Below are 25,551 nucleotides of genomic sequence, written 5' to 3' on the forward strand. Positions count from 1 at the left end.
CGCCTACTTACATCTGATGCATCTGCACGCATCCCTGGCAGAAGGTGGCGCTGCATACTGCCTGCCACTGACGCAACCAGACCAGACGTTTAACGGGGGACACCCGCCCATCCACCTCTTTGCACTGGCGACCAGGCCGCGTCGGTTCCCCTTTTTACTGGAACCAGACCCACACCATGTTTGGCGCGCTCAAAGCCTTTCGCCGTGATCCTCGCCTGCCTGCTCGTCCTGCACAGCCGGCGGTGAGCGCTGGCGCGTGGCTGCAACGTGAAGAAGCCATCATGGGCACCGCCATCAGTGTGGTGCTGTGGAGCGATGACGCTCAACAAGGCGAGGCGGCCATTGATGCCGTGATGGCCGAGATGCACCGCATCGACCACGCCATGAGCCCTCACCGGCCAGACTCCGAACTCTCCCGCATCAACCGCGAGGCTCATGCTGCTCCCGTTCCATTGAGCGCAGAGATGACGCGCCTCATCGCGAAGGCGCAAGCGTTCTCGGCCTTGTCTGGCGGTGCGTTTGACATCACCTACGCCGCCGTGGGCCAGCTCTATGACTACCGCGCCGGCGTGCGCCCCAGCGCCGAAGCATTGGCGCTGGCACGTGCAGCCGTGGGCTACCGCTACCTGATGCTGGATGAAGCGGCGCGCACGGTTCGATTTGCACGCCCTGGTATGCGGATTGACCTGGGGGGGTTTGCCAAGGGGCATGCGGTTGATCAAGCGGCTGCCATCTTGAAGGCAAGAGGCATTGCACACGCTCATGTCAGCGCGGGTGGCGACAGCCGTGTGATTGGCGACCATCGCGGGCGCCCCTGGAGCATTGGCATACGCGATCCGCGCCGCGCCGACGAGATGGTGGCCGTGCTGCCGCTGCAAGATGTATCGATCTCCACATCGGGTGACTACGAGCGTTTCTTCGAGGTGAATGGCGAGCGCTGCCATCACCTGATCGATCCAGCCACGGGGCTGTCTCCGCGCAGCGTGCACAGCGTCACCATCCTGGCCGATGACGGGCTCACCACAGAAGCCATGTCCAAATCCTTGTTCGTATTGGGGCTCGACAAAGGCATGGCCTTGATCGAATCCCAGGCCGGACTGGATGCCATCGTGATCGACCACTTGGGCGAACTGCATTTTTCTTCCGGCTTGATGGCTGCACCCGTGCAGCGCTCAGGCGCTGTTCCTGCATGACGCGCAGAGGAAAGCACATCATGACGAAGCGACATCTCTCTCTTGCCTGCGCTGCTGCAGCTCTGCTGGCGCTGTCTGCCTGCATGGAAGGTGGCTCGTCCTCCAGCGCCGAGGCGAACGCCAGCGCGGCAGGCGCTCAAGGCAGCGATACCCCTATCGCCTACGCCAAGCGGGCCAACAGCATCATGGCCAACCCGACCAACGGCGCGCCCACAGCGCCTGGCGGGGACCTGATCATCCGCGAGCGCTCCTCGCCCAGCGCGCCTGAACACAACATCACCGAACGCTTCACCCAAGGCCAGGGTGATGCATCCGGCCCCGAGGTGTCCTACGACGGCAAGAAGCTGTTGTTCGCCATGCGCTGCCCGACCACGAACACAGCCACCATCAATATGGGCAACGTGTCGGTGCTGGCCTGCACGGGCCGCTGGAACATCTGGGAATACGACATGAGCAGCGGAGGGCTGACCAGTGGCACGTACCGCCGCCTCACGGGCTCCCTGACGGATGATGACGTGGATCCGACCTATCTGCCTGGTGGCCGCGGCGTGGTGTTCACGTCGAACCGGCAGACCAAATCACACCTGAACCAGGCGCTGGATCAAAGCTACTACGCCCTCGATGAGTACGAACGCGAACGCGTGTTCAACCTGCACACCATGGATGCCGATGGCGGCAACATCACGCAAATCTCGGTCAACCAAAGCCACGATCGCAGCCCGGTGGTACGCCAGAACGGCGAGATCATGTTCTCGCGCTGGGATCACGTGGGTGGCCGCAACCATTTCAAGATCTTCCGTGTCAAGCCTGACGGTACCGATCTGTTCGTACTGTATGGCGCGCACAGCGAGGGCAACAGCTTCCTGCACCCTCGCGAAATGGACCCGAACGGCAAGTACAAGGGCTTTGTGGCCGCTGATGTGATGCCGCTGTCGGGCACCCGCGAAGGCGGTGCATTGATGCTGGTCGATGCCGAGCACTATTCAGAACAGAACACGCCGATCAGCCCTGATCTGCCGGCCATCGGTGGCCAGTCGCAAGCGACCGCGCAAGCGCTGAACACCGGTCGAGGCCTGTCGCTCTATGGGCGCGTCACCACGCCCTATCCATTGTGGGATGGCACAGACCGCGTACTGGTGTCCTACACACCATGCCAGGTTCGCCGCAAGGGCGTTGTCGTATCGTGCGCCACGCTGAGCGACGCTGAAAAAGCGCGACTGACGCAAGAAGACCGACTGGTCGCCGATGCAGCCAGCGACGAGATCCAGGACAACGTGGCCCCATCTTACGCTGTCTACATGTTCGACCCAGCCCGCAACACCTGGCTGAACGTGGCCGCCCCTCCTGCGGGCTTCATGTACACCCACCCCGTTGCCCTGCAGGCCCGCACAGAGCCCAGCACTTCTGACCCCACCAGCGTGGACGACGCCCTGAAACAACAGAATCTCGGCACCATCGAGGTTCGCAGCGTGTACGACACCGACGGGCTGGGCCGCATGGGTGACCCTGTGCTGCTGCCCATTGATCTGGGCAACGGTTGCACCACTGCCATTCCCAAAATCGCCCCTGCAGACCGGCAGGACACCCGCCCCCTGATCCCGGACCTGGTGCGCATGAAGAACCCAGCCGATGCGGCTTACGGTTGCACGCCGGCACGCTTCATACGCGTCTTCCGTGCGGTGGCACCGCCAGAGGGCATGACAGGTACACGTGGCGCCATTGGCGAAACCGATTTCGAAATGCAGCAAATCCTGGGTTACGCGCCCATCGAACCTGATGGCTCGTTCAAGCTGCAGATCCCGGCGGACACGCCTATTGGCCTGGCCGTGGTCGATGCCTCTGGACGCGCCTTCCAGACGCACACCAACTGGATCCAGGTGCGCCCCGGCGAGCGCCGTACCTGCGATGGTTGCCACAGCCCGCGTCGTGGCGGCGCCATCAATTCCGGTGATGTGGTGAACGCGGTGCCACCAGCACTCAAGACGAGCTTGATCGTGGGCGGTCAGTTGACACCCGCCACGCACCAGCCGGGCGAGACCTTGGCCGGCACCCGCACTCGCGTGGACCCGAGCGCCCTGCAGTTGTCGCCCAACATGATCTACACGGACATCTGGGCCGATACCACCCGCAACGGTGTCACGGCTCGCCCGGACATCACACTGAACTACGATGGCCTGCAGAGCAACGCCAAGCCCACCAATGGCGTCATCAACTACCCGCAGCACATTCAGCCTTTGTGGACGAAATCGCGTCCCTCCGGCAACACCGATAACGCCTGCGTCAACTGCCACAACGATCCCGCCAAGCTGGACCTGAGAGGCACGACATCGGGTACGGGCCGCCTGACCTCCTACCAGGAGTTGATGGTGGGCGATCCGATCATTGACTCGGCGACAGGCTTGCCCAAAACGACCATCCGCAATGGCGTGCCGGTGATTGACCGCGGTCCGGCCCTGGTGAACACCATGGCCAGCGAAGGCGAGGCCCTGGGCCTGACACGCAAGAGCCGTCTGGCAGAGATCCTGTGGGGCCAGACCATGTCGGCAGAGGCCGATGCGCGCACAGCCCACCCGAACCCGCCCGGTACGGCACCGAACCATGCGACGTTGCTCAACGCATCGGAAAAGCGTCTGCTGGCTGAGTGGATGGACCTGGGCGGCAAGTACTACAACGACCCATTCGATGTGGGTGCCAACGTCCGCCACATCAACGCGCTGAGCGAGGACACGTACAAAACACTGATCGCCCCGATCCTGCGCAGCACCTGTTCAAACGGTTGCCACCAGGCCATCGGCAGCAGCGCCTCGGCAACGGCCTTCCGCGACAACCGCTTTGTGCTGACTGGTGACGACCGCGGCGACTACAACGTCACGCTGACCATGATCACGGATGCATGCACGGTCACAGCCAATGCCCTGATCAGCAAACCATCCACCGCACCGCACCCATCGGGCGCAACGGGCGGCACGCCCCCACTCCCGGTTGGCAGTGCGGCCTACAACACCATCGCCAACTGGCTGCGTACGGGGTGCGGCACCCCATGAAGCGATTGCCTGAGGTCAAGAGAAAAGGCACGGTCACGGCGTTGACGGCAGCCACCGTCCTGTCTGCCTGTCTGTGCGCTTGCGGCGGTGGTGGCGACGGGGGATCGAGCAACCCCTTGGGCAACCCGTCCACGGTCAGCAACCCGGTCAACACGGGCGGGCAGAAGCTGTCGTTCGCCTACTTTCAGCGCTGCATCAACCCCATCTTGCTGGCGCAACTGCCCGCCTTGCAAGGCGGCGGATTCACCAACAGCTGTGCTGGTGCTGGTTGCCATGACACGGTCACGGGTGCTGGTGGCGCGCTGCGTGTGGTGCCCGGCGCGCTCCCCGTTGATTTGAGCGATCCGGCCAATACGCCGGCAGTCATCCGCAACAGCGACATGTACAAGAACTACTACTCGGCCCAAGGTGCCGTGGTGGTGGGCTCGCCTACGCAAAGTCGCTTGCTGGCCAAGCCCATGCTGCTGGTGCTGCACGGCGGCGGACAGATCTTCGCCAGCCTCAGTGATGCCAATGCGGCCCGTATCGCCTACTGGATCAACAACCCCATGCCGCGCGGGCAGGATGAGTTCAGCAGCGCAGCCTCCTCCCTGTTCTCGCCACCGGACCCGCAAACGGGCAACTGCAACCCACCATGATGGCGACACGCATTTCCTCTCCATCCCTGGCTTTGCTGACAGCAGGCCTGATCGGGGTTTCTGGCGCGTGCGCCGCTGAGCCTGTTGCAACCCAACCCACACCAGCCGTCGATGTGCCATCTGCCCCGGTTGCGAGCGACCGCCTGCAGGTGACTGAACCCTATATCGAGTTACGCACCGGCCCCGGGCGCGGCTTCCCGATCACACAGGTGGTCGTACGCCATGAGTGGATCGAAATCGAATTGCGCCATACCGACTGGTACCGCGTGCGCACAGACAAAGGTCTGGTCGGCTGGGTCGTGCGCCAGCAACTTGAATCAACGCTGACGGCATCGGGCGTGCGCAAGAGCTTTCGGGACATCGTGCTCGACGACTTCCTGAACCGCCGCGTTCAGATGGGTGCGGCCTGGGGCAGCTTCAACAGCGAGCCAGCGCTCAAGGCCTGGGCCAGCTATCGCATGTCCGAGACACTCAGCCTGGAACTCACGTTGGGGCAGGTTCAAGGCAAGTTCGCGGGCTCGGATTACTGGCATGCCGATCTGCTGATCGAACCCTGGTCTGACCAACGCTGGTCGCCCTTTGCCAGTATCGGCGTGGGGCGATTCAAGAATGAACCGAATGCCAGCCTGGTCGGCGCCACGCCCACCAACTCGAAGTTGACCCATGCGGCAGCAGGCATCAATTACCACGTGAGCGACCGCTTCATCCTGCGTGCCGACTACGGCCTGCACACGGTCTACCTCTCCGACACACACACCATCGAATACCGCGCCAAGTCCATCGGCGTGGCCTTCTTTTTCTAGACGGACACCGGCCCATGTTTTACCGAACCCGATCCATCGTGCCTTCACTGCTGGCGCTCACAGTCTGTGCGGCCCATACCAGTACCAAGGCTGACGAGCCGCCCATCGTGCCGCAGGTCGAGCCACGCGAAGTGACCCTGCCGCACTTCCCCTCCAATGACTTCGATGCCGGCCTGTTCATGGGCACTTACTCAACCCAGAACTTCGGGGCCAGCAAGGTGCGCGGCTTCCGACTGGGTTATGCCATCACAGAAGATTTCTTTGTACAGGGCACCTACGGCCGTACCAAGGTCAGCGACGAGGCTTTCCGCCAGGTTCTGCCCGGCGGCGTGTTCGAGGAAGAGCAGGAAAAGCTCACCTACTACAACCTCTCGATCGGCTACAACGTGCTGGCAGGCGAGGTGTTCATCGGCAGCAAACACGCCAAGCCATCGGCCCTCTACCTGATTGGCGGCGTGGGCAGCACCAAGTTTGTCGATCGCAAGCGCCAGACCATCAATTACGGTGCCGGCTTTCGCGTGTACCTCAATGACTGGGCTGCGCTGCAGGTCGATGCACGCAACCACATCTTCACACTGGACATTCTGGGCAAGCAGCAAAGCACGAACAACCTTGAGTTCACCGCCGGTGCAACCTTCATCTTCTGAGGTGACGCAGGATGTACCCGTTCTCGACCTCTCGCCTCATTCACTGGTTTCGCTACACCCTGATGGCAACGATGGCTGGCTTGGCACTGCAGGCTGCAGCCAGCGTCCAGGTCGCGTCTGCGGCACCGGACTTCACGCTGCACGCCATGAAGGGCCCCAACACCCGCCTGCAGGAACTGCGAGGCCGCGTCGTGCTGGTCAACTTCTGGGCCACCTGGTGCGGCCCTTGCCGGCAGGAGATACCGCATCTCAATCGACTGCATGAAAAGTACAAGCGTGCAGGCCTGGTCCTGCTGGGCGTCAATGTGGATGATGATCCGGCCAACGCCGCCGCTGTGGCAGCCAAGCTGGACATCCAGTTCCCCGTCCTGATGGACACAGACAAGAAGGTCAGCGATCAATACGACCTGCAGGCCATGCCATCGACCTACCTGATCGACCGGGACGGCAAAGTGCGTTACGTGCACCGTGGCTACCTGGATGGCTACGAAGCGCTCTACGACAAGCAGATCAGGGAGCTGCTGAAATGAAACGTGCCGGCTCTTTCATCGCCTTGAGCTGCCTGGCCCTGCTGGGTGGCTGCGCCATTCAACCTTGGGTCAAACCTTATGAACGAGAGCGCATGGCCGACCCGATCATGAGCTTCACACGTGGCACGTTGGCCGAAAAGAGCCGGGAACACGTGCGCGATGTGCGCGAAGGCGCCAGGGGCGCCACTGGCGTGCAAGGAGGCGGCTGTGGCTGCAACTGATCACACCAGGCGCTCGGCCAACGCGGTTCGCCTGGCCCTTCAGTTCATGCGTCACCTGCTGGGTGTGCTGGGAGGCCTGTTCGCCGCCAGCGGCGCCAAGGCTGTGGACCTCGGCCCTGACCGCGCCGAACTGCTCTACCACCTGCACGATGGCGGTGGCGTCAGAGCCCAAGGCCCGGCGGTGCTGCTGCGCAAAAGCGTGATGGACAAAGTCGCCATCACCGGCACGGTGTATGTGGATGCCGTCAGCAATGCGTCCATCGACGTGGTCACCTCGGCCAGCCCCTTCACAGAGCGGCGCACCGAATATGGCCTGAACGCCGATTACGTCTATCGCAACGCGCAAATCACCGTGTCAAGCAGCACCAGCCAGGAGCCCGACTACGTGGCCAAGCGCATGGGGCTGGATGTCTCCCAAGAAGTATTCGGCGGCATGTCCACCGTGTCCATGGGCTTCACCAAAGGCGTGGACAACGTGCACAAGCATGGAGAACCCACGTTTGCGGCCACGGCCGACCACTGGCAGTACCGCGTCGGCGGTTCGTTGATCCTCACGCCACGCTGGATCGCCAGCCTCAACGCGGAAGCCCTGGCCGACAACGGCTACCTCGGCAGCCCCTATCGCGTGGCTTATGTGTTCGGTGCGGCAGTACCTGAACGTGTCCCCAGCACCCGATCGTCACGCGCACTCAAATTCCGTGTCGCCGGCGACCTGGGATCGCGCGATGCCATCCAGTTTGGCTACCGCTATTTCTGGGACACCTGGGGCATCAGCGCCAGCACGCTGGACCTGAGTTACAGCCGCTACTTCGGCACCGAATGGCTGGTTGATGTCACGCTGCGCCGCCACGCCCAGCACAAGGCGCTGTTCTACAGCGACAACGCCCAGGCGGACACCCTCTACGTGTCACGCAACCGCCAACTCAGCACCTTCGATGACACCGGCCTGGGTGGCAAGGTGGCCTACACCTTGAAGAAGGTACCAGGCCAATACGACATCACGCTCAACGGCGCATACGAGTACGTGCAATACAAGTTCAAGGACTTCACGGACATCCGCACCGGCCAGCTCTACCACTACAACGCCAGCGTGATGCAGGTGTTCGTCTCTTCCAATTTCTGATGAGTGCCTCACCATGCGCCAACGTGTCCTGCCACTGATCGTGACCACCGTGCTCGCGTGCGCCGTGCTGGTGAACACCAGCCAGGCAGCAGATTCGCCATCCGAACGTGCCGCACCGACTGCGGCTACTCCCCCCAACACACCCGCCGCGCCAGCCGCCAGCACCGCAGACCCAGCCACATTGGACAGCCGCATTCAAGACACCAAGCGCGACGTCATCCAGCTCAACCGTGATCTGCTGGTGCTGGAGGAAGAACTGCTCTTTCCCGCCAGCACGCAAGTCGCCGTGTTCCTGTCGCTCGATGTTGGCAAGCTGTTTGCGCTCGATTCGGTGCAGATCAAGCTCGACGACAAGCTCGTGGCCAACTACCTCTACACGCCTCATGAACTGTCCGCGCTGCAACGCGGCGGCGTACAACGCCTCTTCCTGGGCAACCTGAAAGTTGGTGAACATGAGCTGGTCGCAACCTTCACTGGTGTGGGGCCCCACGAGCGCGACTACAAGCGCGGCGCCACCGTCAAATTCGAAAAGGGCACCGAGGCCAAATACATCGAACTGCACATTGAAGACTCGACAGCCAAGCTGCAACCCGAGTTCAACGTCAAGGTCTGGCAGTAAACAACCATGCGCCCTCAAGCGGTTCGATCGCCTTGCCCCTGCACCATGCCATCGGCCCTGCGCGGCCTGGCCCTCACTGCAGCCTGTGCACTGGCCCTGGGCTGGCACGCTGCCGTGCACGCGGCCGCCGATGACAAGGCGCCCGCACGCACCATCCAGGCACCGCATTACGGCGATGTCGTCTTTCACTTCTTTCAGGAAGACTATTTCACCGCCACCACCACGCTGATGGCCTCACAGCACTTCCAGCGTATCGCCCCACACGACGATGAAGCGGAAGTGCTGCGCGGCGGCATGCTGTTGAGCTACGGCCTGCATCGCGAGGCCGGTGAGATTTTCGCGAAACTGATCGAACGCGGCACCACCCCGGCCATGCGGGACCGAGCCTGGTTCTACCTGGCCAAGGTACGCTATCAACGAGGCGAATCCGCACTGGCCGAAGAGGCCCTTGGCAAAGTACAGAGCCCCTTGCCTCAGCCATGGGAAGAAGACCGTGCCTTGTTGCAAGCCCAGTTGCTGATGGCCCGTGCCGACTACCGCGCGGCAGCCCAGGTCCTCCAAGCACTACCGGGCAAGACAACAGGCGCCCGCATTGCGCGCTTCAACCTGGGTGTGGCGCAAATCAAGGCGGGTGACGCGGCAGCCGGAACCGCCACGCTGGATGCGCTGGGGCGTGAACCCGTGGACAACGAAGAACAACGCGCCTTGCGCGATCGCAGCAATGTTGCATTGGGCTTTGCAGCCCTGGCCGCACAGCAGGCGCCAGCAGCGCGTCAATATCTGGCCCGCGTGACGCTTCATGGCCCGGACAGCAACAAAGCCTTGTTGGCCTACGGTTGGGCCGCACTGGATCAACACACGCCTGAATCCGCCCTGGTGCCCTGGCTGGCGCTTCAGGCTCGCCATGAGCACGACGCGGCCTCACTCGAAGCCCGCATTGCCGTACCGTATGCCTACGCGCAACTCGGCGCCAGCAGCCAGGCACTTGCGCGCTATCAAGCGGCCATCGAATCGTTCGATCAAGAGCAACGCAGCCTGGACGACGCGATTGTCGCCATGCGATCGGGCCAGGTCATCGAAGCCATGCTGGCCCAAAACCCACGCGAGGAATTCGGCTCAAGCCGGCAGATGGACACGCTGCCAGAAGTGCCCCACGCTGAACACCTGACCACGCTGCTGGCACAGCATCCGTTTCAGGAGGCCTTCAAAAACCTGCGTGATCTGCGCCATCTGAGCCAACACCTCCAGGCATGGCGCGACAAGATCGATGTCTTCAAGGACATGCTGGCCACCAGGCGCCAGGCCTTTGCCGAGCGACTGGCCCAAGTCAATGCACGCACCACCGAACAAAGCACGCCCGTGCTGCAACAACGCATCGATGCCATCGCCACGGACATCGCACAAGGCGAACAGGCGCAAGATGGCGTGGTCTTTGCCGATGCCCGCCAACGCGATTTACTGAACCGTGTGGCGCGCATCCAGGCGCTGGCGCAACAGGCCGACGATGCACCTGACATGGTCCAAGCCAAGGCGCGCGTCCGACTGGCCGCAGGCGCATTGAACTGGCAGCTGGCGCAAGACTACCCGGTGCGACTGTGGGATGCCCAAAAAGCCTTGCAAGCCATGAACGAAGGACTGGCCCAAGCCCGGCAACGCGATGCCGCCCTGGCTCAAGCCATGAAGGATGAACCGCAACGCTTCGACCAGTTCGATGCCCGCATTCAGGCGTTGCAGCCCATGCTGGACGTGATGATTCCCAAAGTGGCCGCACTCAGCGCAGAACAGCAAGCCCTTGTGCAAGACATGGCCGTGGCCGAACTCTCGCGCCAGAAGGAGAACCTGGATACCTACGCCGTGCAGGCCCGCTTTGCCGTGGCCCAGTTGTATGACCGTGCCACCACGCCCGACAGCCCGAACCGCAAGGAGGCCGCCGATGCACCCAAGCATTAAGGCAACGCATCGCCTCACCCTGCTGGCATCGGCCTGCCTGCTCAGCGCCTGTGGTGTCTTGCGCAGCAGCCAAGAGCCGCCCACTTTGCAATCACTGGCCTCACAACAGATCACGATCAAGCCCGAAGCAGTGGAAGGCGTTGAAGAAGCCCAAGCCATTCAGGCCTACCGCGCGTTTCTGGACAGTGCCCCGCACTCGCCGCAAAGTGCCGAAGCCCTGCGCCGCCTGGCCGATCTGGAAATGGACCGCGCAGACAAGCAAGGCGCCGATGCCAACGCAACGGGCGAGCCCGACTACCGTCCGGCCATCAGCCGCTATCAAGCGCATCTGGCGGCGTATCCCCAAGCGCCCAACCGCGATCAGGTGCTTTATCAGCTGGCTCGCGCTCAAGAGCAGGCAGGCCAACTGGAGGCCGCGCTCCAGACCCTGACGCAACTGGTGCAGGCTCACCCCGACACGGTCTATGCCGACGAGGCCCAGTTCCGGCGTGGCGAATTGCTGTTCAGCGCCCGCCAATACGCCCAGGCGGAGAAAGCCTACGCGGCCGTGCTGGAGGTCGATCGCCTCAACCCCTATCGCGACCGCGCGCTGTACATGCAAGGGTGGTCGCGTTTCAAGCAAGGCCGCCTGGATGATGCCCTGCAAGCCTTCTTCGGCGTGCTGGACATCAAGTTGGGGCACAACCCTGGCGATGGCAACCTGAGCACCGTGGAAGGGCTCAGCCGCGCCGAGCGCGAACTGCTGGACGACACCTTCCGCGTGATCAGCCTGAGTCTGGTCAATCTGCAAGGCGCAGACAGCATCGCCAGCTACACCAACGCACCGGTATCGGCACAGACACCCCTTGATGCACGCCAGGGCTACGCCTTCCACGTCTACGAACAACTGGGCGAGTTCTACCTCAAGCAAGACCGTCCCAAAGACGCTGCCGACACCTTCAACCTGTTTGCCACCCGTGCGCCACTGGACGCCCAGGCACCCCGCCTGCATTCACGCGTGATCGAGATCTACGAGCACGCCGGTTTTGCCACGCTGGCACTGCAGGCCAAGAAGCAGTACGTGGCCCACTACGGGCGCCAAAGCGACTTCCGCACAGCCAGCCCAGAGGCATGGCGAAAGGCGCAAACACTGGTTCAAATCCACCTGGCCGAACTGGCACGCCACCACCACGCACTGGCACAAGGCAGCAAACGCTCGGCTGATTACCAGGAAGCCGCACATTGGTACCGTGAATTGCTCGCCTCTTTCCCGGATGATGCGCAAGCTGCCCACAATCGCTTCCTGCTGGCCGAGCTGCTGTACGAAGACGCCCGTTTCGCCGACGCCATCCAGGAATACGAACAAACCGCCTACGCCTACCCCCTGCACGCCCAAAGTGCCGATGCGGGCTATGCGGCCCTGCTCAGCCATGCACAAGCGCAAAAGAAGGCCAGCCCCCAGGCCCTGCCCGGCTTGCAGCGAGACGCTGTGGCCAGCGCCCTGCGCTTTGCCAAGGCCTTCCCCAAGGATGCGCGCACCGGAGCCGTGCTCAGTGATGCCGCCGAGAAGCTGTATGCGCTCCACGATGACGATCAGGCGGCAAGGGTTGCCCAGCAGGTGCTGGATCTGACACCACCGGCTGCCGAGCCACAACGTCGCGTGGCCTGGACGGTGCTGGCGCACACCGCTTTCGAGCGCCAGGCCTTCGACACCGCCGAACAGGCTTACGCGCAGGTGCTGCAACTCACCCCGGCACAGGCCTCCAACCGCAAGGAATTGATTGAGCGCCAGGCCGCCGCCGTGTACAAGCAAGGCGAACGCGCCAAGGCCTCTGGGCAATTGAGCGAGGCCGTCGGGCACTTCACACGCGTGGCGACTGTGGCACCGCAATCAACAGTGCGCGCCAACGCGCAATTCGATGCTGCGGCCACCTTGATCGCGATGAAGGATTGGGCCGGTGCGTCTGCCGCGCTGGAAGATTTCCGACAGCGCTTTCCTCAACACGCCTTGCAAGCCGACCTGGCCCCGAAACTGGCGCTGGCCTATACGGAGCAAGGCAACTGGTCCAAAGCCGCGAGCGAACTTGAACGGGTATCAGCCGGCAGCGCCGATCCGGCTGTGGCACGAGATGCCTTATGGCAAGCCGCCGAGCTGCATCACAAAGCAGGTGAACGCGCAGCCGCCACCAGGGCCTTCGAGCGCCACCTGGCACTCAGCCTCGCCATGCGCCCCACCCCCTTGCTGCCGACCATGGAGGCACGCGCCCGCCTCATCCAACTGGCCAAAGAAGACGGCAACGCCAAACGCGAACTTGCACTGCAAAAGGACATCTACCAGGCCGACCTCAACGGCGGCGCTGCCCGAACCGAGCGAACACGTTACCTGGGCGCAGTGGCTGCACTGGCACTGGCCGAACCCGTGGCCAAGGCCTACAGAGACGTGCCCCTGGTCGAACCCCTGCAAAAGCAGCTCAAGCTCAAGAAGGCCAGGATGGAAGACGCGCTCAAGGCCTACGCGCTGGCGGCCGAACCCGGTGTGGCTGACGTGAGTACGGCGGCCACGTTCCACATCGCTTCGCTGTACCGGGACTTTGGCAAGGCCATGCTGGCCTCTCAACGCCCCAAGAAGCTGACCGCCGTTGAGCTGGAGCAATACAACGTGATGCTGGAAGAGCAGGCCTTCCCCTTCGAAGAAAAGGCCAGCGAACTACATGAGGTCAACGCAAGCCGAGCAGCCTCAGGGCTGTATGACGAATGGGTGCAGCGCAGCTTTGAAGCCCTGCGCGAGATGCTGCCAGTGCGTTATGGCAAGAAGGAACGCGGCGAAGGCGTGGAAGCCGCGCTCGGACTACCTCCCACGCGCTTGAAGGAAGCGGCAGCCCTGCAAGAGCAGGCGACACAGCAGCGGCCTGCGCAAGCTGCGCGCTTCAATCAGTTGGGCGTTGTCTACCGCCAAATGGGCCAGTTCGACAAGGCCCGAGCAGCCTATGAACAGGCCATCTCGCTCGATGCCACTTATGCACCGGCCGTGCTGAACCTGGGCATCCTGTCTGACCTGTACATGGGTGAAGCGGGACGCGCCCTCAGCTTGTATGAACGCTATATGGCCCTCACGCCCAGCGGCGATGCCACGGTGACCAAGTGGATCACCGAGATCAAGAAGCGCAAACCTGCGGCCGCCGCCTCCGTACCGAAGGAAGCATCATGAAGCATCCAGCCCTCTTGATGATCAGCACGGTTTTGCTGCTCGGCAGCCTGCATGCACAAGCGCAAGACCGCGCCAACATCGACCCCGCCACGATCCTGGGCAACCGCGAACTGCCCAAGGTGCTCTACATCGTGCCCTGGAAGAAGCCTGTACCGGGGGACCTGACGGGCAGACCACTCGTCAGCGTGGTTGATGAAGCACTGGCACCGATCGACCGCGATGTTTTTCGCCGCCAGTTGCAATACCGGTCACAACAACAAGCACAACAAGCCAAGTCGGCCGAAGGCGCAACCCCTGCCACGTCGCCTTGAGTCACCCACACCTGCCCCATCTGTCATTGGAGATCCGAGTCATGAATGCTTTCGAAACCGCCGTCAAGTTTTTCCAGGATTGCGGCCTGTTCATCTACCCCAGCGTGCTGATCATGGCGCTGGGCGTGGCCATTGCCGTTGAACGCTTCATCTACCTCTCGCGCGCCCGCAGCGACAACAGCAAGGTCTGGTCGAAGGTGCTACCCCTGCTGCAAAAGGGTCAGTTCAAGGAGGTGATGATGCTCACGTCCAACTCCGATGCCGCCGTGAGCAAGATCGTGCACCATGGCCTGGAGCGCATGCAAAGCCCGGGTCGCCGTGAAGACTTCGACGCCGCCATGGAAGAAGGCATGATGGAAATCGTGCCCCGCCTGGAAAAGCGCACCCACTACATCGCGACCTTCGCCAACGTGATCACGCTGGTGGGCCTGCTGGGCACCATCATCGGCCTGATCAAGGGCTTCACGGCTGTGGCGCAGGTCAACCCGGCCGAGAAGTCCGAGATGCTGTCGGCCAGTATCTCGATCGCCATGAACAACACGGCTTTTGCGCTGATGGTGGCGATTCCCTTCCTGCTGATCCACGCCTTCCTGCAATCGAAGACCAGCGAGATCATCGATGGCCTGGAAGCCGCCAAGATGAGCTTTCTCAATGTGGTGACGCGCATCCGCGCCGAACAACAGCAAGCCTCGGGGCGCTGAGATGGCCGGCCGATCCAGAAGGCGGCGCCAGACAGCGGCGCATCTTGAAATCACTGCCTTCATCAACCTGATTGTGGTTCTGGTGCCCTTCCTGTTGTCGACAGCGGTGTTCTCGCGCCTGGCTGTGATTGATCTGAGTCTGCCTGCCCAGAATTCTGGCGTGGCCCAGCTCAAGGTCAATGAACTGCAGCTCGAAATCGTGATCCAGCCGGAAGCCCTGGAAGTGGGCGACCGAGTCGGTGGCCTGATCGAACGCATCCCCAACAAAGCCGCGGCACCCGATGTGTCCGCCTTGTCCAGGCTGGTGCAACAGATCAAGACCAAGTTCCCGGAGAAGCAGGATGCGACCGTGCTGGCACAGCCCAACACGCCTTACGACACGCTGGTGCAGGTGATGGACGCGGTGCGCGCCGGGCATGTGGTGCAAGGCAACAAGATCGTACGCGGCGAGCTCTTTCCCAACATCTCGATTGGTGATGCACCGATCGCCACACGCTAAAGAGGGGCCATGACACTCACCCCGAGACAACGGCGCGCAGAGCGGCGTGCACGGCACGGCAATGCGGTGGACATGAACCTCGTGTCCCTCATTGACGTGTTCACCATCCTCATTTTCTTCCTGCTTTCCAACTCGGGCGGCGTGGAAACACTGGCCAGTCCCAAATCGGTGAAGCTGCCCATGTCGGAGGCGCAGACCTCGCCGCATGAAACCGTCGTGATCACCGTCAATGCCACCGACATCCTGGTCGATGGCCGCAAGATCGCCTCCGTGGCCGATGTGATCGACAGCAAGGAAGACTTGATCGCCCCCTTGAAGGCTGACCTGGACACCGTGGCCAGCCACGAAGTCATCCGCCAGGAGAATGCGGCGCAAGCCCGACGCCTGACCATCATGGGCGACAAAGACATTCCCTACCGGCTGCTGCGCAAGATCATGGCCACCAGTGCCAGCGCCAACTATGCCGACGTGTCCTTCGCGGTACGACAAAGGAGCGCATCGTGAGCAGCGCCGCCTTGGTGTCCTTTCGCACATCCGCACTGGCCTGGGCCGACTCGGCTGAGGACGAGCGGCTGTTCAAGCGCGTGACCAGTGCGGTGCTGATCATCACAGCGATCCTGTGCCTGATTGTCTTGCTCTCGCCAGCAGCCAAACCCGATCAGGCGCAAACCGCTACCCTGCCTGCGCCAATGGCCAAGCTGCTGCTCACGCACACGCCGCCGCCCATCCCGGCCAAGCCGCTGCCAGTTCCTGAGGCTCAGGCAGAAGCCAAAGCCGATACCACGCCTGCAAAGATCAGCAAGCCTGTGCCCGTGAAAGCGGAGCCTCGCCGTCCCGTGGCCCACCTGCGGGACGAGGTCAGCAAGACCGCACCACCGGTACCAGAAGCCCGTGCACCGATGGAGAACAAGGCGGCTGGTGAAGTGGAGGCCGCACGCCGCAAGGTAGCGGGCATCGGCCTGCTCGCGGCCAAGGACGACATCGCACAAGTGCGTGGCGCGCCGGTGGCCGTGCAACTCAACACCAGCATCAAGCAAGGTGCGGGCGTAGGCAATGGCACAGGGCCCGGCGTGGGCTCAGGCAATCAGGCAGGCCTGCCTGCTCGCGCAATGATCACGGCCAACGCAGGCGGTGGCAGTGGCGGCATCAATACCAGCGGCTACAGCCGCAACACCGGAGGCGGTGGGCTGGCTGGCCGTGCCACCACGCTGGTAGAAGGTGCGGCCGCAGGTGGCGGAGGCGGCGGCTTGGGCGGCAGCGGGGTACGAGGCCGCGGCAACGATGCAGGCGCCGCCAGCGCAGGCAATGGGGCAGGCGGTACGCTCAAGCGCGGCAGCAGTGGCAAGGCGTCCCGTTCGATCGAAGACATCAAACTGGTATTCGAACGCAACAAGGGCGCGATCTACGCGATCTACAACCGTGCCCTGCGCGAAGACCCCTCGCTGCAAGGCAAGGTCGTGGTCGAACTCAAGATTGCGCCCACTGGCGAGGTGATGGGCTGCCGCGTTGTGTCCAGTGAACTGCACACGCCGGAGTTGGAAGCCAAGCTGCTGGCCCGCATCCGTCAGTTTGATTTTGGCGCCAAGGATGTCGACCAGATGGTGGTGACCTGGCCGGTGGACTTCCTGCCATCCTGAACATCTGGCCAGCGGTACAAGCCCGCTGGCCGGCTCATGTGATCAAGGGCTGATCAACAAAGGCTCATTGGGCTTGAGCGTGAAGGCCGCGGTATACGAACCCAGGCTGGTCACCACACCTGCCGTATCCGTCACGGTCTTGGAGGCCCAGGTCGATGGGGCCGTCACTGTCTGTGCACTGGCTGCTGTCGTCCACACCAGGTAGCGCTTGGCACCCAGCGAGGTGGTGAACTTGAAGATGTAGATGTCCGGCGTGGTCATCTTGTAGGCACTGCTCAACTTGGCGTTCTTCAACCATGCAGCGGCCTTGGCAAAGCCAGCACCCATTGGTTGCAGCGGCATATAAGGTGTGCAGTAATCAGGCCCCGTGTTTGCGCAATTGATGCCGGGATCGGCACGCTGCACAAGCCCCTCCCACGTCGGGCCCCAGCCTTCCATGAAGAAGTAGTCCACGTTGCTCACGCTGTTGGCCCATTGCACCGCCAGCGAACGAGACTCCACACCGCGCAGCACGCTGTCGCTGGGGGCATAGTTGGCCGGGCACAGCACGCCATAGTCACCACAACTGGCACCCGTTTCCGTGTTCCAGATAGGCAACTTCAAGCCATAAGCCTGCATCATCAACTTGGCGTTGGCGATGCCCGCTGGCACATCGGCTTCAATCGTGACGGGGCTGATGTACTGGTGCACATTGAAGATATCGAGATTGACACCGGCACCTGCACGCAGATACTGATCCATCCAGATGTCGCCCACGGCTGGGCCGATCAGGCGCAACTTGTAGGTATCGGCAGGGTCAACCTCCTTGAGCGCCTGTTTGGCCACAGCCGTCATGCTGGCCAGCTTGGCAGGACTGCCAGCGAAGAAGCCTGCCCAGCCCGGTTCATTCCAGATCTCGTAATACTGGATCTTGCCCAGATAGCGCTGGGCCGTGGCTTTCACGTAAGCCTTGAAATCAGCGTCATTGGTAGGCGGTGCACACACGCCCGTTCCATACGCACACCCCGTTTGATTGGGATTGCTGGAAGCCCAAGCGGGTGTCTGCCCCAAGGTATAGATGATGCTGCCACTGCTGTTGTGGCTGCGGAAGTAGTTGACGCGGTAGTCAACCTGACTCCAGTTCCAATGTGAAGGATCCGGGTCATTGGTGGGCTGAATGGCAAACCAGTAACTGCTGTCCGTGCCCCACAGGCGGAGCACCTCTTGAGACAGGGCTGGCCACGCATTGTGGGATCCCAACTCATTGACATGCAGGCCGAACATTTTGGTGTCCATCAGCAAAGGCACTGTGCTGGTGGCTGCGCTGACATCCGAACCCGGATTCAAGGGGTCGGCATTCATGATCTCGACCTTGACGTTGTCCACGTAGATCGGCAGGCCGGCTTTCCGCGGGAACAGACGCAAGGTGCGGGTGTCAGCCTGAACGGCACCACCTGCCGAACCTGTGTACACGCCCTTCATCTCCACATCGACATAGGCCTTGTTGGCCGGGATGTCGAAGGTACGCGCCATGGCCGCGTAGTCCCAGGAGGTCTTGCCCATCATCGCAACCTGTACGGCGTTGGCGTTACCCGGCGTGGTGCCCAAACGCATGCTGATGCGATAACGTGCGTTCAGGACAAAGGGCAAAGGCAGGATGTACTGGATGCCCGTGCCATCACTGGCCAGCTTTTGTGGCACAAACTTCAAGGCCTTGTCCGTAGACGTGGATGACACCCATGGTGGCGTCACGCGTGCCCACTGCGTTGCATCGACCGCGCAGTCCGTATTGGCGGCATCGATGCAGTAACTGATGTTGTACCACTTGGAAGGTACCGCCCAGCCGAAGTAATCGCCATCAACGGCGCCGGACTCCTGATAGGTCTTGTTGTAGACCGAGGTCTTGACCACTGACGGGTCATAAACTGGTGCGGTATTACTGAGCGCAACGGTCGCGGCCTGGGCGGCCACTGACGTGGCCAGCAGGGTCAGCATGGCCACACGGGCTTGCACTGATTTGTGCATGACATCTCCCTCAATTGATGAATGGATAAATCCATCGCCCCGACATGGGGCACAGGCAGCTTAGGGAGATGCCGCTTTGATTTGTTAGCGCGTGTTAATCGACCAAGGGCGAACGGTTGTTGGATTTACATATTCGAACAATGAATGACAGTGCACTGTGACAGTAGGATTGGGCTCATCCGCAACGCGCCCACTACACATGATCCTGGAAATCGCCCAACTGCAAATCAAGCTCGGTCAGGCTCAAGCCTTTGAGGCCGCCTTTGACACGGCCCAGCACATCATCGCGGCCATGTCAGGCTATCTGGGGCATGAGCTTCAAAAGTGCATCGAGCAAGATCACCACTACATGCTGCTGGTGAAATGGCGTTCGGTGGAAGACCACCAGATTGGCTTTCGCCAATCGGCGCAGTATCAAGAGTGGCGCAAATTGCTGCACCACTTCTACGATCCATTCCCCACCGTGCTGCACTACGAGGCGCTTGCCCCACGGTAAGCACCAAGTTCATCGTTGATCACAGGCGAACATCAGGCGGCGGCAGCCCCCCAGGTGGTTGGGCTGGCCTCTTGCGGCGCAATGGGTGTCAAACGGCAGGGTGTGCGCTTGAGATACGGGATAGCGGTGTAGGGATCCCGCTCGGCGATATCCGTCAACTCGTTGATGCGAATGCCATGCCGCACCAGCTCGCCCGTTTGCGGGTCCGGGTACTCCAGCCCGAAACCGTTCGGGATATGCAGGTGCCCGGTCATCGTGCCCTGGTCAATCCGAACCGGTCCGTCCACATGCCCCCTGCGGGTCTCCAGTCGAACCATGTCGCCATTCTTCAGGCTCAGACGTGTCGCATCTGCCGGGCTGATGATGATGGGGCAATGCGGTCCCTTGCCTTTGCGCCAGCTCGGATCGCGCAAGATGGTATTGGCGTTCCAGCCCGTGCGCATGCCCCCATTGAGCATCATGGGATAGTCTGCATCGGCACGCGGCGCCTCTTTCGACAACTGGCTGATGTGTGCAAGCCATTGATGATGCGGCAGGTGGATCTTGCGATCGGAATGCAGCAGGTTGTCCTTCAGATTGCTGGCACGCATGGCCTCGATCGGCCCCACCAGCACCCCTTCCGGATGGGCGAGCATGGTCTTGAACAGGTGATGACCCAGTTTGAAAGGGTTGTGCATGCCTCGTGTCTCTGGCAAGGCCACGTGCAACACCTTCTTTCTGAACAGGGCTTGATTGAGGCACAGCAGCCAGACCATGGTCGCGTCCGGCGCAGGCAGGTGCTTGCCCAATGAGTCGTACATGGTATGCACGATGCGCCCTGCAATTGGCAAAACGCCACCACCCCTCACAGCTGCGCTCATACCCACAGCAGCCATGTACAAAGGCGCCCCTACGCCATGCCAGCGCGGATGCACAGCGTACTTGGCCAGCCAGGACACCAGCTTGGGCACCTTGGGAACCAAGCCCATGGCGCGCGCCAGACGCTGATAGATCTCGACCTCGGGCAAGGCTTCGCCTTGCGCCTTCAGGATAGGCGGCACGAGTTGAGGTGTGACCTCTTCATGCGGGAACATGGAGTAGTTCCACTTCTCGAATGAAGGCCTCGCAGGCAGCACATAGTCAGCCACGCGGGCCGTTTCAGTCATTGACGGCTCGATGACAACCAGCAGCTCCAGCTTCTGGAAGGCCTCGCGGAAGGCATTGGAATCTGCGTAGCTGACCAAGGGATTGGCGCCATCCACGATCAACGCGCGGATGCGCGCCGGATGCGATGTCTCAATGTCTTCCGGCATGGTGTTGGGCGGGAACACGCCAATCGGCAGCAAGCACTGCACGGCTTCAACGCCCGACACCAAGGTCTTGGCCGGCTTGACCACATCGGGCACGCGGAAGCCGAACTGTTCCAGAAAAGCACTGCCGCCGCCTTCAGGCTTGCAGACATGGCCCGCGATGACGAGCAGGCTGTGAATCAGATAAGACGTCAAGGTTGACTGGTACGAGTGTTCCAGCCCCGTGTCGTAGTTGATCGTGCCGCGTTTGGATGCCGCAAACTCACGCGCGGTGGCCAGCAGATCATCGTGCGGCACCCCGCACCAATCGGCCATCTGCCTGGCGTCAATAGCACGGAACGGCTCAGCGAACGCTGCATAGTCCTTGACGTATTGCGCAACGAAGGCCTTGTTGTGCAACTGCTCCTGAACGATCACGGCCACCATGCCCATCAGGAAATACACATCGCGCCCTGGCTGAATGGCGATGTGCCGATCAGCCCGCTTGGCCACCTCGGATACGCGCGGGTCAATGACCACCAACTTGCGTTGTGGATCAGTAGCCAGGCGTTTGAACACCTCGGTGGCATTGCGCCCCCGATTGCTGATGAGCGGATTGGCACCCATGCTGATGATGTAGTCGGCATGCTCCTCATCCGAGTACATGTAGACGTTCGAGCGCACACCAAACATGTGACGCCACACCATGGGGTGCTGCGTCTTTTCCTGCGCCAGGGCCGTGTACATGGTTGGCGACTTGATCGCGAACATGAACGGCAAGCTGCCAAAGCCAGCGATGTGGCTGCCCTGCCCACCAATGCCCGTCAAGGCGATGGATCGGCTGGGGTGCTTGCTGCGGATGCCATTGAGTTTGGCGGCGATCTCGGTGATGGCCTGATCCCAGCTGATACGCTGGAAAGAACCATCTGCCTGACGCTTCATCGGATGCTGCACCCGCTGCGCGTGGTGCGCAAACAGGTTGATGGCCTGCGCCTTGTTGCAGGTATAGCCCTGCGTATTGGGTGCCGTCTCGTCGCCCCGCACGGCCACGATCTGGTTGTCCTTGACATCAACGCGTAGCCCACAGGTGTGCGAGCACAAGGGGCACATCGTGGGCACGTTGATGGCATGCCCAGAAGGGTTGACGGCTGCCTGGGGAAATTCAGAACTCATGCACTGCACCTGCTACACGAAAGGGGATCCATTCGTCTGGAGACGAACTTTAGCCACCCAGAACAGGCTGACAAGCAATGATTTCTAATGCCGCGTCAATGGGCGCTTAAGCATGACGAACGGTCAGAAACCCGGCAACCGAGCGGGGGCGTAAAGTGCACTCTGAAAATCCGGTACGTATTCGTACTTCAGCATTTTGCCCAGGTCCAGTGACCTGATCAGATCCGACAGCGCCCCCTTGCCCAACTGGAGTGAGACCATGCTGGCATCGGTACTGGATCCATGCTGCAACTGGCGTGCCACGGCATACCCTTGTGTCAACCTGCCTTGATGATCGGTGTTGGTAAAGCTGTTGGTCACCAGTTCGACTTCGGCAGACACCTTGTCCAGCTTTCTGGTGTCGATGCGCAGGTCCATCTCGCCAGTCTGTGCGTTCTTGATCTCGTAGCTAAGGGCATCACGACTGTCGTTCACAGCGATTTGCGTCAACCACTTGGGCAGGTTGTAGCCCACCACACCTCTGACGCGAGCAAGTTCCGTGTCCACCGGCAACTTGAGCACGTAGCCCCAGAAGTCCTTGGACAGGGACTGCCCCATGAGGCTGATCGGCCCCATGTTCCAGCTGCCCGGTTTGTTGGTCACGATCGAGATGGCCACTTCGTTGTAGCTGTCGTTGTCGCAGTAGTGGTAGGTGTAAGCCGTTACAGCCACCACACCACGGCCCGGCCAGATCTGCAAGGGCTGAACCACTTTCATCACATCTGCCGGCATCAAGGCTCTCAGCCGGTCGATGTCTGCTGTGTAGATGGCAGAGACCCTGCTGGTCTTGTAATAGAAGTTCGGCGAGTAGGACTCGAAGCCGATGTCCACCTTTTCCTTCTTCAGTTGCTTGAACCAACTCAGATCGACATCGGGCGCCTCAGATGCGATGACAGAAAGCGGTGGATTAGAGCGGTAGCGGTCATACAGCCCGCCCTGCACCACCGGCACCTTGTTGCCCGCGATATCGATCAACACCGATTCCTTGGCATTCGTTGCCGCCTGCACCTGCGCCATCAACGGGGTGGTACCCATGCCCAGGATGAAACCTGCGGCAAAAATCACACTCTTGCTATTCATCGTGCCATACCTTCAAAGTTCATAGAGTCTTGCGTGCCAACACCTGTGCACGAGAAAATCCTAAGATTCAACTCAACTTGAATGTCAACTGCTTCTTGCAAACGCGGGCGCTTGACCTTCAAGTTCAGTTCAAGGTTAGAGTGAGTGGAACCTGCAGCCTTGGAGGCACCATGAAGATTGGCGAACTGGCAAAGCGAACGGGCTTGCCTGCATCCACCATCCGGTTCTACGAGTCAAAAGGCCTACTCAATGGCGTGGCGCGCCAGGCCAACGGATACCGGGCCTACCCTCCTGAAGCCGTGGCCTTGCTGTCCATCATCACCAATGCCCAGCAGACGGGCTTCAGCCTGGATGAGATCAAACAGGCGCTGCCTCAAGACATCACGGATTGGCAACACGGCCCGCTCATCGAACTGCTCACCAAGAAGGTCGAAGACATCGAGGCCATGGAGCGCCGCCTGGCCCACAACAAAGGGCTGCTGATCACGCTCATCAATCTGATCCAGGGCAAACCGCAAGACATGGATTGCCGGGACAACGCGCGCAGGGTCATGGCGCAGATGGGGCTGTCTACCGGCGCGCCTAAAACAGTCAAAGCCAGGAAAGCTTGACATTCAAGTCAACTTGAAACTTAGAGTTGATGCAGCCGGACAGCTTGTCCGGTTCCTGCAAGACAAAAGGAGTTGCCATGCAAACCATATTGGGCGCGAACGGCCAGATCGCCGAAGAACTGGCCCGTGAACTGAAGCGCCAGTACACGGATGATCTGCGGCTGGTAAGCCGCACCCCGCGCAAGGTGAATGCATCCGATACGGTGATGCCTGCCAACCTGCTCGATGCCCGGCAAACCGCCGAGGCGGTCAAGGGCAGCAGCATCGTCTATTTCACTGCGGGCCTGCCACCCAGCACCGCGCTGTGGGAGGCCCAGTTTCCTCAGATGCTGAAGAATGCACTGGATGCCACTCGGGCTGCAGGCGCCAGCTTTGCCTACTTCGACAACACCTACATGTACCCGCAGCACGATCAACTGCTGACGGAAGACACACCGTTTGCACCTCATGGGCGCAAGGGCCAGGTTCGAGCGGAAATGGCTCGCATGGTGCTGGATGAAATGAAGCGAGGCGAGATCCCTGTGCTGATCGGTCGAGCGCCCGAGTTCTACGGCCCAGGCAAGACACAGAGCTTCACGAATGCACTCGTCATCGACAAGCTCAAGGCAGGGCAAAAACCTCGTGTGCCGCTGCGTGACGACACATGGCGAACCTTGATCTGGACACCCGATGCAAGCCGCGCGCTGGCAGCGCTTGGCAATGCACCAGACGCATATGGCCAGACCTGGCACCTGCCCTGCTGCGATGAGCGCCCCACCTACAAGGCGTTTGTGGCGATGGCCGCTCAGGCATTCGAGCAACCATCGCGCTATTCGGTCATCCCGAAACTGGGCTTTCAGATCGCCGGTATGTTCTCCGAACAAGTCCGGGAGATACAGGAACTGCTACCCAGGTACGCCTGCGACAACCTGTTTGACTCCAGCAAGTTCAAACAAAGGTTCCCTGAGTTCAAAGTCACAACCTATCAGGAGGGACTTGATCTCATCAGGCAAGAGTGGATGAGCCGCGATCAGCGCGCAGCCTGATACAGCGCCGCACCAGCAACCATCGGATCACCCGTGCGCTCGTAAGCCTCAACCCACGCATCGTAGTTGTGGATGGCTTCTTGCTGCCAAGGGTGAAAGCCTGGCTTGAAGTAGGCCAGCAAGCTGCCCAGATGGCTGGAGATGATGCCCTTGTAGCCGAACAGCCACCAGCGACACTTGACCATCATCCACATGCGTTGACCAAATGAAAAGCCATCGTTCTTGAGCAGGCGATTGGTGAAACGCAGCGTCAGGTAGCTCAAGAACACGATGACGTGGAGCATGGCCACGCTGCGCTTGAAGTAGCCCACCTTGGCCACCTTCTGCATCACGTCGTAGGCCACGGCCTTGTGTTCCATCTCTTCCACGGCATGCCAGGCCATCATGGCGCGCAGCTTCGGGTCCGCATCGGACATGGTCTTCTTCTCGACGAAGAAGATCTCAGCCAGCATGGCCGTGAAGTGCTCGAAGGCCGATGTCAACGCCAGGTTGTACTCTTTGGAGAAGTGCTTGGAATGGAACTCATTGTTGCCGTTGATGAAGTCAACGATGGCGTCAATATCCAGGCCCTGCTCACGCAAGCGTTGGTTGTACTTGGAGTGCACGATGCCATGCTGCCCTTCCTGGCGAATGAATGTCTTGACCTCGGCCAGCAACTGGGGATCTCTGGTCTGCTCACGGAAGGCACGCACGCAAGAGATGAAGTAGCGCTCGCCATCTGGAAAGGCGGCTTGCAAGGCATCGATCAGGCG

At 61.2% G+C, this 25,551-nt stretch carries 23 protein-coding genes; 19 read left to right on the forward strand and 4 right to left on the reverse strand.

The window, feature by feature from the left end; all coding sequences use genetic code 11:
• Positions 1–176 precede the first annotated feature (176 nt).
• From EPO09_RS06665 to EPO09_RS06740, 16 genes are read left to right on the forward strand one after another with little or no spacing between them, the layout of a single operon-like run.
• Complete coding sequence (locus EPO09_RS06665; RefSeq protein ID WP_290641431.1) at positions 177–1,193, forward strand: FAD:protein FMN transferase; 1,017 nt, start codon at positions 177–179, stop codon at positions 1,191–1,193.
• Between the two features lie 20 nt (positions 1,194–1,213).
• Positions 1,214–4,237, forward strand: coding sequence for a hypothetical protein (locus tag EPO09_RS06670; protein ID WP_290641433.1), 3,024 nt, complete (start codon positions 1,214–1,216; stop codon positions 4,235–4,237).
• Complete coding sequence (locus EPO09_RS06675) at positions 4,234–4,875, forward strand: hypothetical protein (protein ID WP_290641435.1); 642 nt, start codon at positions 4,234–4,236, stop codon at positions 4,873–4,875. Before EPO09_RS06670 ends, EPO09_RS06675 begins: the two co-directional genes overlap by 4 nt.
• Positions 4,872–5,678 (forward strand): SH3 domain-containing protein, encoded by an 807-nt coding sequence (locus EPO09_RS06680; RefSeq protein WP_290641437.1) that lies wholly within the window; start codon positions 4,872–4,874, stop codon positions 5,676–5,678. Before EPO09_RS06675 ends, EPO09_RS06680 begins: the two co-directional genes overlap by 4 nt.
• Before the next feature lie 14 nt (positions 5,679–5,692).
• Positions 5,693–6,325 (forward strand): outer membrane beta-barrel domain-containing protein, encoded by a 633-nt coding sequence (locus EPO09_RS06685; RefSeq protein WP_290641439.1) that lies wholly within the window; start codon positions 5,693–5,695, stop codon positions 6,323–6,325.
• An 11-nt stretch (positions 6,326–6,336) separates the two neighbouring features.
• Positions 6,337–6,855 (forward strand): TlpA disulfide reductase family protein, encoded by a 519-nt coding sequence (locus EPO09_RS06690; RefSeq protein ID WP_290641441.1) that lies wholly within the window; start codon positions 6,337–6,339, stop codon positions 6,853–6,855.
• Positions 6,852–7,076 carry a DUF4266 domain-containing protein gene (locus EPO09_RS06695; RefSeq protein ID WP_290641442.1) on the forward strand — a complete coding sequence of 75 codons (225 nt, stop codon included), beginning with the start codon at positions 6,852–6,854 and terminating at the stop codon, positions 7,074–7,076. The genes EPO09_RS06690 and EPO09_RS06695 overlap by 4 nt, the downstream gene beginning before the upstream one ends.
• Entirely contained in the window at positions 7,063–8,199 is a 1,137-nt protein-coding gene (locus EPO09_RS06700; RefSeq protein WP_290641443.1) for a DUF3570 domain-containing protein, read from the forward strand. Before EPO09_RS06695 ends, EPO09_RS06700 begins: the two co-directional genes overlap by 14 nt.
• A 13-nt stretch (positions 8,200–8,212) precedes the next feature.
• The gene (locus tag EPO09_RS06705) at positions 8,213–8,818 is read left to right on the forward strand and encodes an AraC family transcriptional regulator (RefSeq protein ID WP_290641444.1); all 606 of its coding nucleotides are present in this window, start codon (positions 8,213–8,215) and stop codon (positions 8,816–8,818) included.
• A 45-nt stretch (positions 8,819–8,863) separates the two neighbouring features.
• Complete coding sequence (locus tag EPO09_RS06710) at positions 8,864–10,768, forward strand: hypothetical protein (RefSeq protein ID WP_290641445.1); 1,905 nt, start codon at positions 8,864–8,866, stop codon at positions 10,766–10,768.
• The gene (locus EPO09_RS06715) at positions 10,752–13,955 is read left to right on the forward strand and encodes a tetratricopeptide repeat protein (protein ID WP_290641447.1); all 3,204 of its coding nucleotides are present in this window, start codon (positions 10,752–10,754) and stop codon (positions 13,953–13,955) included. Before EPO09_RS06710 ends, EPO09_RS06715 begins: the two co-directional genes overlap by 17 nt.
• Positions 13,952–14,266: a hypothetical protein gene (locus EPO09_RS06720; RefSeq protein ID WP_290641449.1), complete on the forward strand. Its 315-nt coding sequence runs from the start codon at positions 13,952–13,954 to the stop codon at positions 14,264–14,266. Before EPO09_RS06715 ends, EPO09_RS06720 begins: the two co-directional genes overlap by 4 nt.
• 41 nt (positions 14,267–14,307) lie before the next feature.
• Positions 14,308–14,967: a MotA/TolQ/ExbB proton channel family protein gene (locus EPO09_RS06725; RefSeq protein ID WP_290641451.1), complete on the forward strand. Its 660-nt coding sequence runs from the start codon at positions 14,308–14,310 to the stop codon at positions 14,965–14,967.
• A gap of 1 nt (position 14,968) precedes the next feature.
• Positions 14,969–15,466, forward strand: a complete 498-nt coding sequence (locus tag EPO09_RS06730; protein ID WP_290641453.1) for a biopolymer transporter ExbD — start codon at positions 14,969–14,971, stop codon at positions 15,464–15,466.
• 9 nt (positions 15,467–15,475) lie between these two features.
• Positions 15,476–15,970 (forward strand): biopolymer transporter ExbD, encoded by a 495-nt coding sequence (locus EPO09_RS06735; RefSeq protein WP_290641454.1) that lies wholly within the window; start codon positions 15,476–15,478, stop codon positions 15,968–15,970.
• Positions 15,967–17,103 (forward strand): AgmX/PglI C-terminal domain-containing protein, encoded by a 1,137-nt coding sequence (locus EPO09_RS06740; RefSeq protein WP_290641455.1) that lies wholly within the window; start codon positions 15,967–15,969, stop codon positions 17,101–17,103. Before EPO09_RS06735 ends, EPO09_RS06740 begins: the two co-directional genes overlap by 4 nt.
• Before the next feature lie 42 nt (positions 17,104–17,145).
• On the opposite strand, the gene EPO09_RS06745 is transcribed toward EPO09_RS06740, so the two are convergent.
• Entirely contained in the window at positions 17,146–19,107 is a 1,962-nt protein-coding gene (locus EPO09_RS06745; RefSeq protein ID WP_290641457.1) for a glycosyl hydrolase, read from the reverse strand.
• A gap of 199 nt (positions 19,108–19,306) precedes the next feature.
• Between EPO09_RS06745 and EPO09_RS06750 the strand changes: the two genes are divergently transcribed.
• Positions 19,307–19,603 carry an antibiotic biosynthesis monooxygenase gene (locus tag EPO09_RS06750; RefSeq protein ID WP_290641458.1) on the forward strand — a complete coding sequence of 99 codons (297 nt, stop codon included), beginning with the start codon at positions 19,307–19,309 and terminating at the stop codon, positions 19,601–19,603.
• 32 nt (positions 19,604–19,635) lie between these two features.
• On the opposite strand, the gene EPO09_RS06755 is transcribed toward EPO09_RS06750, so the two are convergent.
• Positions 19,636–22,044 carry a molybdopterin-dependent oxidoreductase gene (locus EPO09_RS06755; protein WP_290641460.1) on the reverse strand — a complete coding sequence of 803 codons (2,409 nt, stop codon included), beginning with the start codon at positions 22,042–22,044 and terminating at the stop codon, positions 19,636–19,638.
• Between the two features lie 123 nt (positions 22,045–22,167).
• Complete coding sequence (locus EPO09_RS06760) at positions 22,168–23,163, reverse strand: acetoacetate decarboxylase family protein (protein ID WP_290641462.1); 996 nt, start codon at positions 23,161–23,163, stop codon at positions 22,168–22,170.
• A gap of 170 nt (positions 23,164–23,333) precedes the next feature.
• Between EPO09_RS06760 and EPO09_RS06765 the strand changes: the two genes are divergently transcribed.
• Positions 23,334–23,774, forward strand: a complete 441-nt coding sequence (locus EPO09_RS06765; RefSeq protein ID WP_290641464.1) for a MerR family transcriptional regulator — start codon at positions 23,334–23,336, stop codon at positions 23,772–23,774.
• A gap of 77 nt (positions 23,775–23,851) precedes the next feature.
• Positions 23,852–24,799, forward strand: coding sequence for an NAD-dependent epimerase/dehydratase family protein (locus EPO09_RS06770; RefSeq protein WP_290641466.1), 948 nt, complete (start codon positions 23,852–23,854; stop codon positions 24,797–24,799).
• Here the strand turns inward: EPO09_RS06770 and EPO09_RS06775 are convergent.
• A partial coding sequence (locus EPO09_RS06775) for a metal-dependent hydrolase (RefSeq protein ID WP_290641468.1) occupies positions 24,784–25,551 on the reverse strand: 768 nt, incomplete at its 5' end. The genes EPO09_RS06770 and EPO09_RS06775 overlap by 16 nt on opposite strands.

Origin of the sequence: Aquabacterium sp. (assembly GCF_004297345.1) — a bacterium.
Taxonomy (GTDB): Bacteria; Pseudomonadota; Gammaproteobacteria; order Burkholderiales; family Burkholderiaceae_C; genus Aquabacterium.

What these genes read in the sequence shown, in the direction of transcription:
- EPO09_RS06675 (WP_290641435.1), top strand. Translation starts at nt 4,234, where the DNA reads ATGAAGCGATTGCCTGAGGTCAAGAGAAAAGGCACGGTCACGGCGTTG.
- EPO09_RS06760 (WP_290641462.1), bottom strand. Translation starts at nt 23,163, where the DNA reads ATGAATAGCAAGAGTGTGATTTTTGCCGCAGGTTTCATCCTGGGCATG.
- EPO09_RS06670 (WP_290641433.1), top strand. Translation starts at nt 1,214, where the DNA reads ATGACGAAGCGACATCTCTCTCTTGCCTGCGCTGCTGCAGCTCTGCTG.
- EPO09_RS06705 (WP_290641444.1), top strand. Translation starts at nt 8,213, where the DNA reads ATGCGCCAACGTGTCCTGCCACTGATCGTGACCACCGTGCTCGCGTGC.
- EPO09_RS06750 (WP_290641458.1), top strand. Translation starts at nt 19,307, where the DNA reads ATGATCCTGGAAATCGCCCAACTGCAAATCAAGCTCGGTCAGGCTCAA.
- EPO09_RS06765 (WP_290641464.1), top strand. Translation starts at nt 23,334, where the DNA reads ATGAAGATTGGCGAACTGGCAAAGCGAACGGGCTTGCCTGCATCCACC.
- EPO09_RS06665 (WP_290641431.1), top strand. Translation starts at nt 177, where the DNA reads ATGTTTGGCGCGCTCAAAGCCTTTCGCCGTGATCCTCGCCTGCCTGCT.
- EPO09_RS06730 (WP_290641453.1), top strand. Translation starts at nt 14,969, where the DNA reads ATGGCCGGCCGATCCAGAAGGCGGCGCCAGACAGCGGCGCATCTTGAA.
- EPO09_RS06690 (WP_290641441.1), top strand. Translation starts at nt 6,337, where the DNA reads ATGTACCCGTTCTCGACCTCTCGCCTCATTCACTGGTTTCGCTACACC.
- EPO09_RS06755 (WP_290641460.1), bottom strand. Translation starts at nt 22,044, where the DNA reads ATGAGTTCTGAATTTCCCCAGGCAGCCGTCAACCCTTCTGGGCATGCC.
- EPO09_RS06685 (WP_290641439.1), top strand. Translation starts at nt 5,693, where the DNA reads ATGTTTTACCGAACCCGATCCATCGTGCCTTCACTGCTGGCGCTCACA.
- EPO09_RS06745 (WP_290641457.1), bottom strand. Translation starts at nt 19,107, where the DNA reads ATGCACAAATCAGTGCAAGCCCGTGTGGCCATGCTGACCCTGCTGGCC.
- EPO09_RS06720 (WP_290641449.1), top strand. Translation starts at nt 13,952, where the DNA reads ATGAAGCATCCAGCCCTCTTGATGATCAGCACGGTTTTGCTGCTCGGC.
- EPO09_RS06770 (WP_290641466.1), top strand. Translation starts at nt 23,852, where the DNA reads ATGCAAACCATATTGGGCGCGAACGGCCAGATCGCCGAAGAACTGGCC.
- EPO09_RS06715 (WP_290641447.1), top strand. Translation starts at nt 10,752, where the DNA reads ATGCACCCAAGCATTAAGGCAACGCATCGCCTCACCCTGCTGGCATCG.
- EPO09_RS06710 (WP_290641445.1), top strand. Translation starts at nt 8,864, where the DNA reads ATGCCATCGGCCCTGCGCGGCCTGGCCCTCACTGCAGCCTGTGCACTG.
- EPO09_RS06725 (WP_290641451.1), top strand. Translation starts at nt 14,308, where the DNA reads ATGAATGCTTTCGAAACCGCCGTCAAGTTTTTCCAGGATTGCGGCCTG.
- EPO09_RS06695 (WP_290641442.1), top strand. Translation starts at nt 6,852, where the DNA reads ATGAAACGTGCCGGCTCTTTCATCGCCTTGAGCTGCCTGGCCCTGCTG.
- EPO09_RS06735 (WP_290641454.1), top strand. Translation starts at nt 15,476, where the DNA reads ATGACACTCACCCCGAGACAACGGCGCGCAGAGCGGCGTGCACGGCAC.
- EPO09_RS06680 (WP_290641437.1), top strand. Translation starts at nt 4,872, where the DNA reads ATGATGGCGACACGCATTTCCTCTCCATCCCTGGCTTTGCTGACAGCA.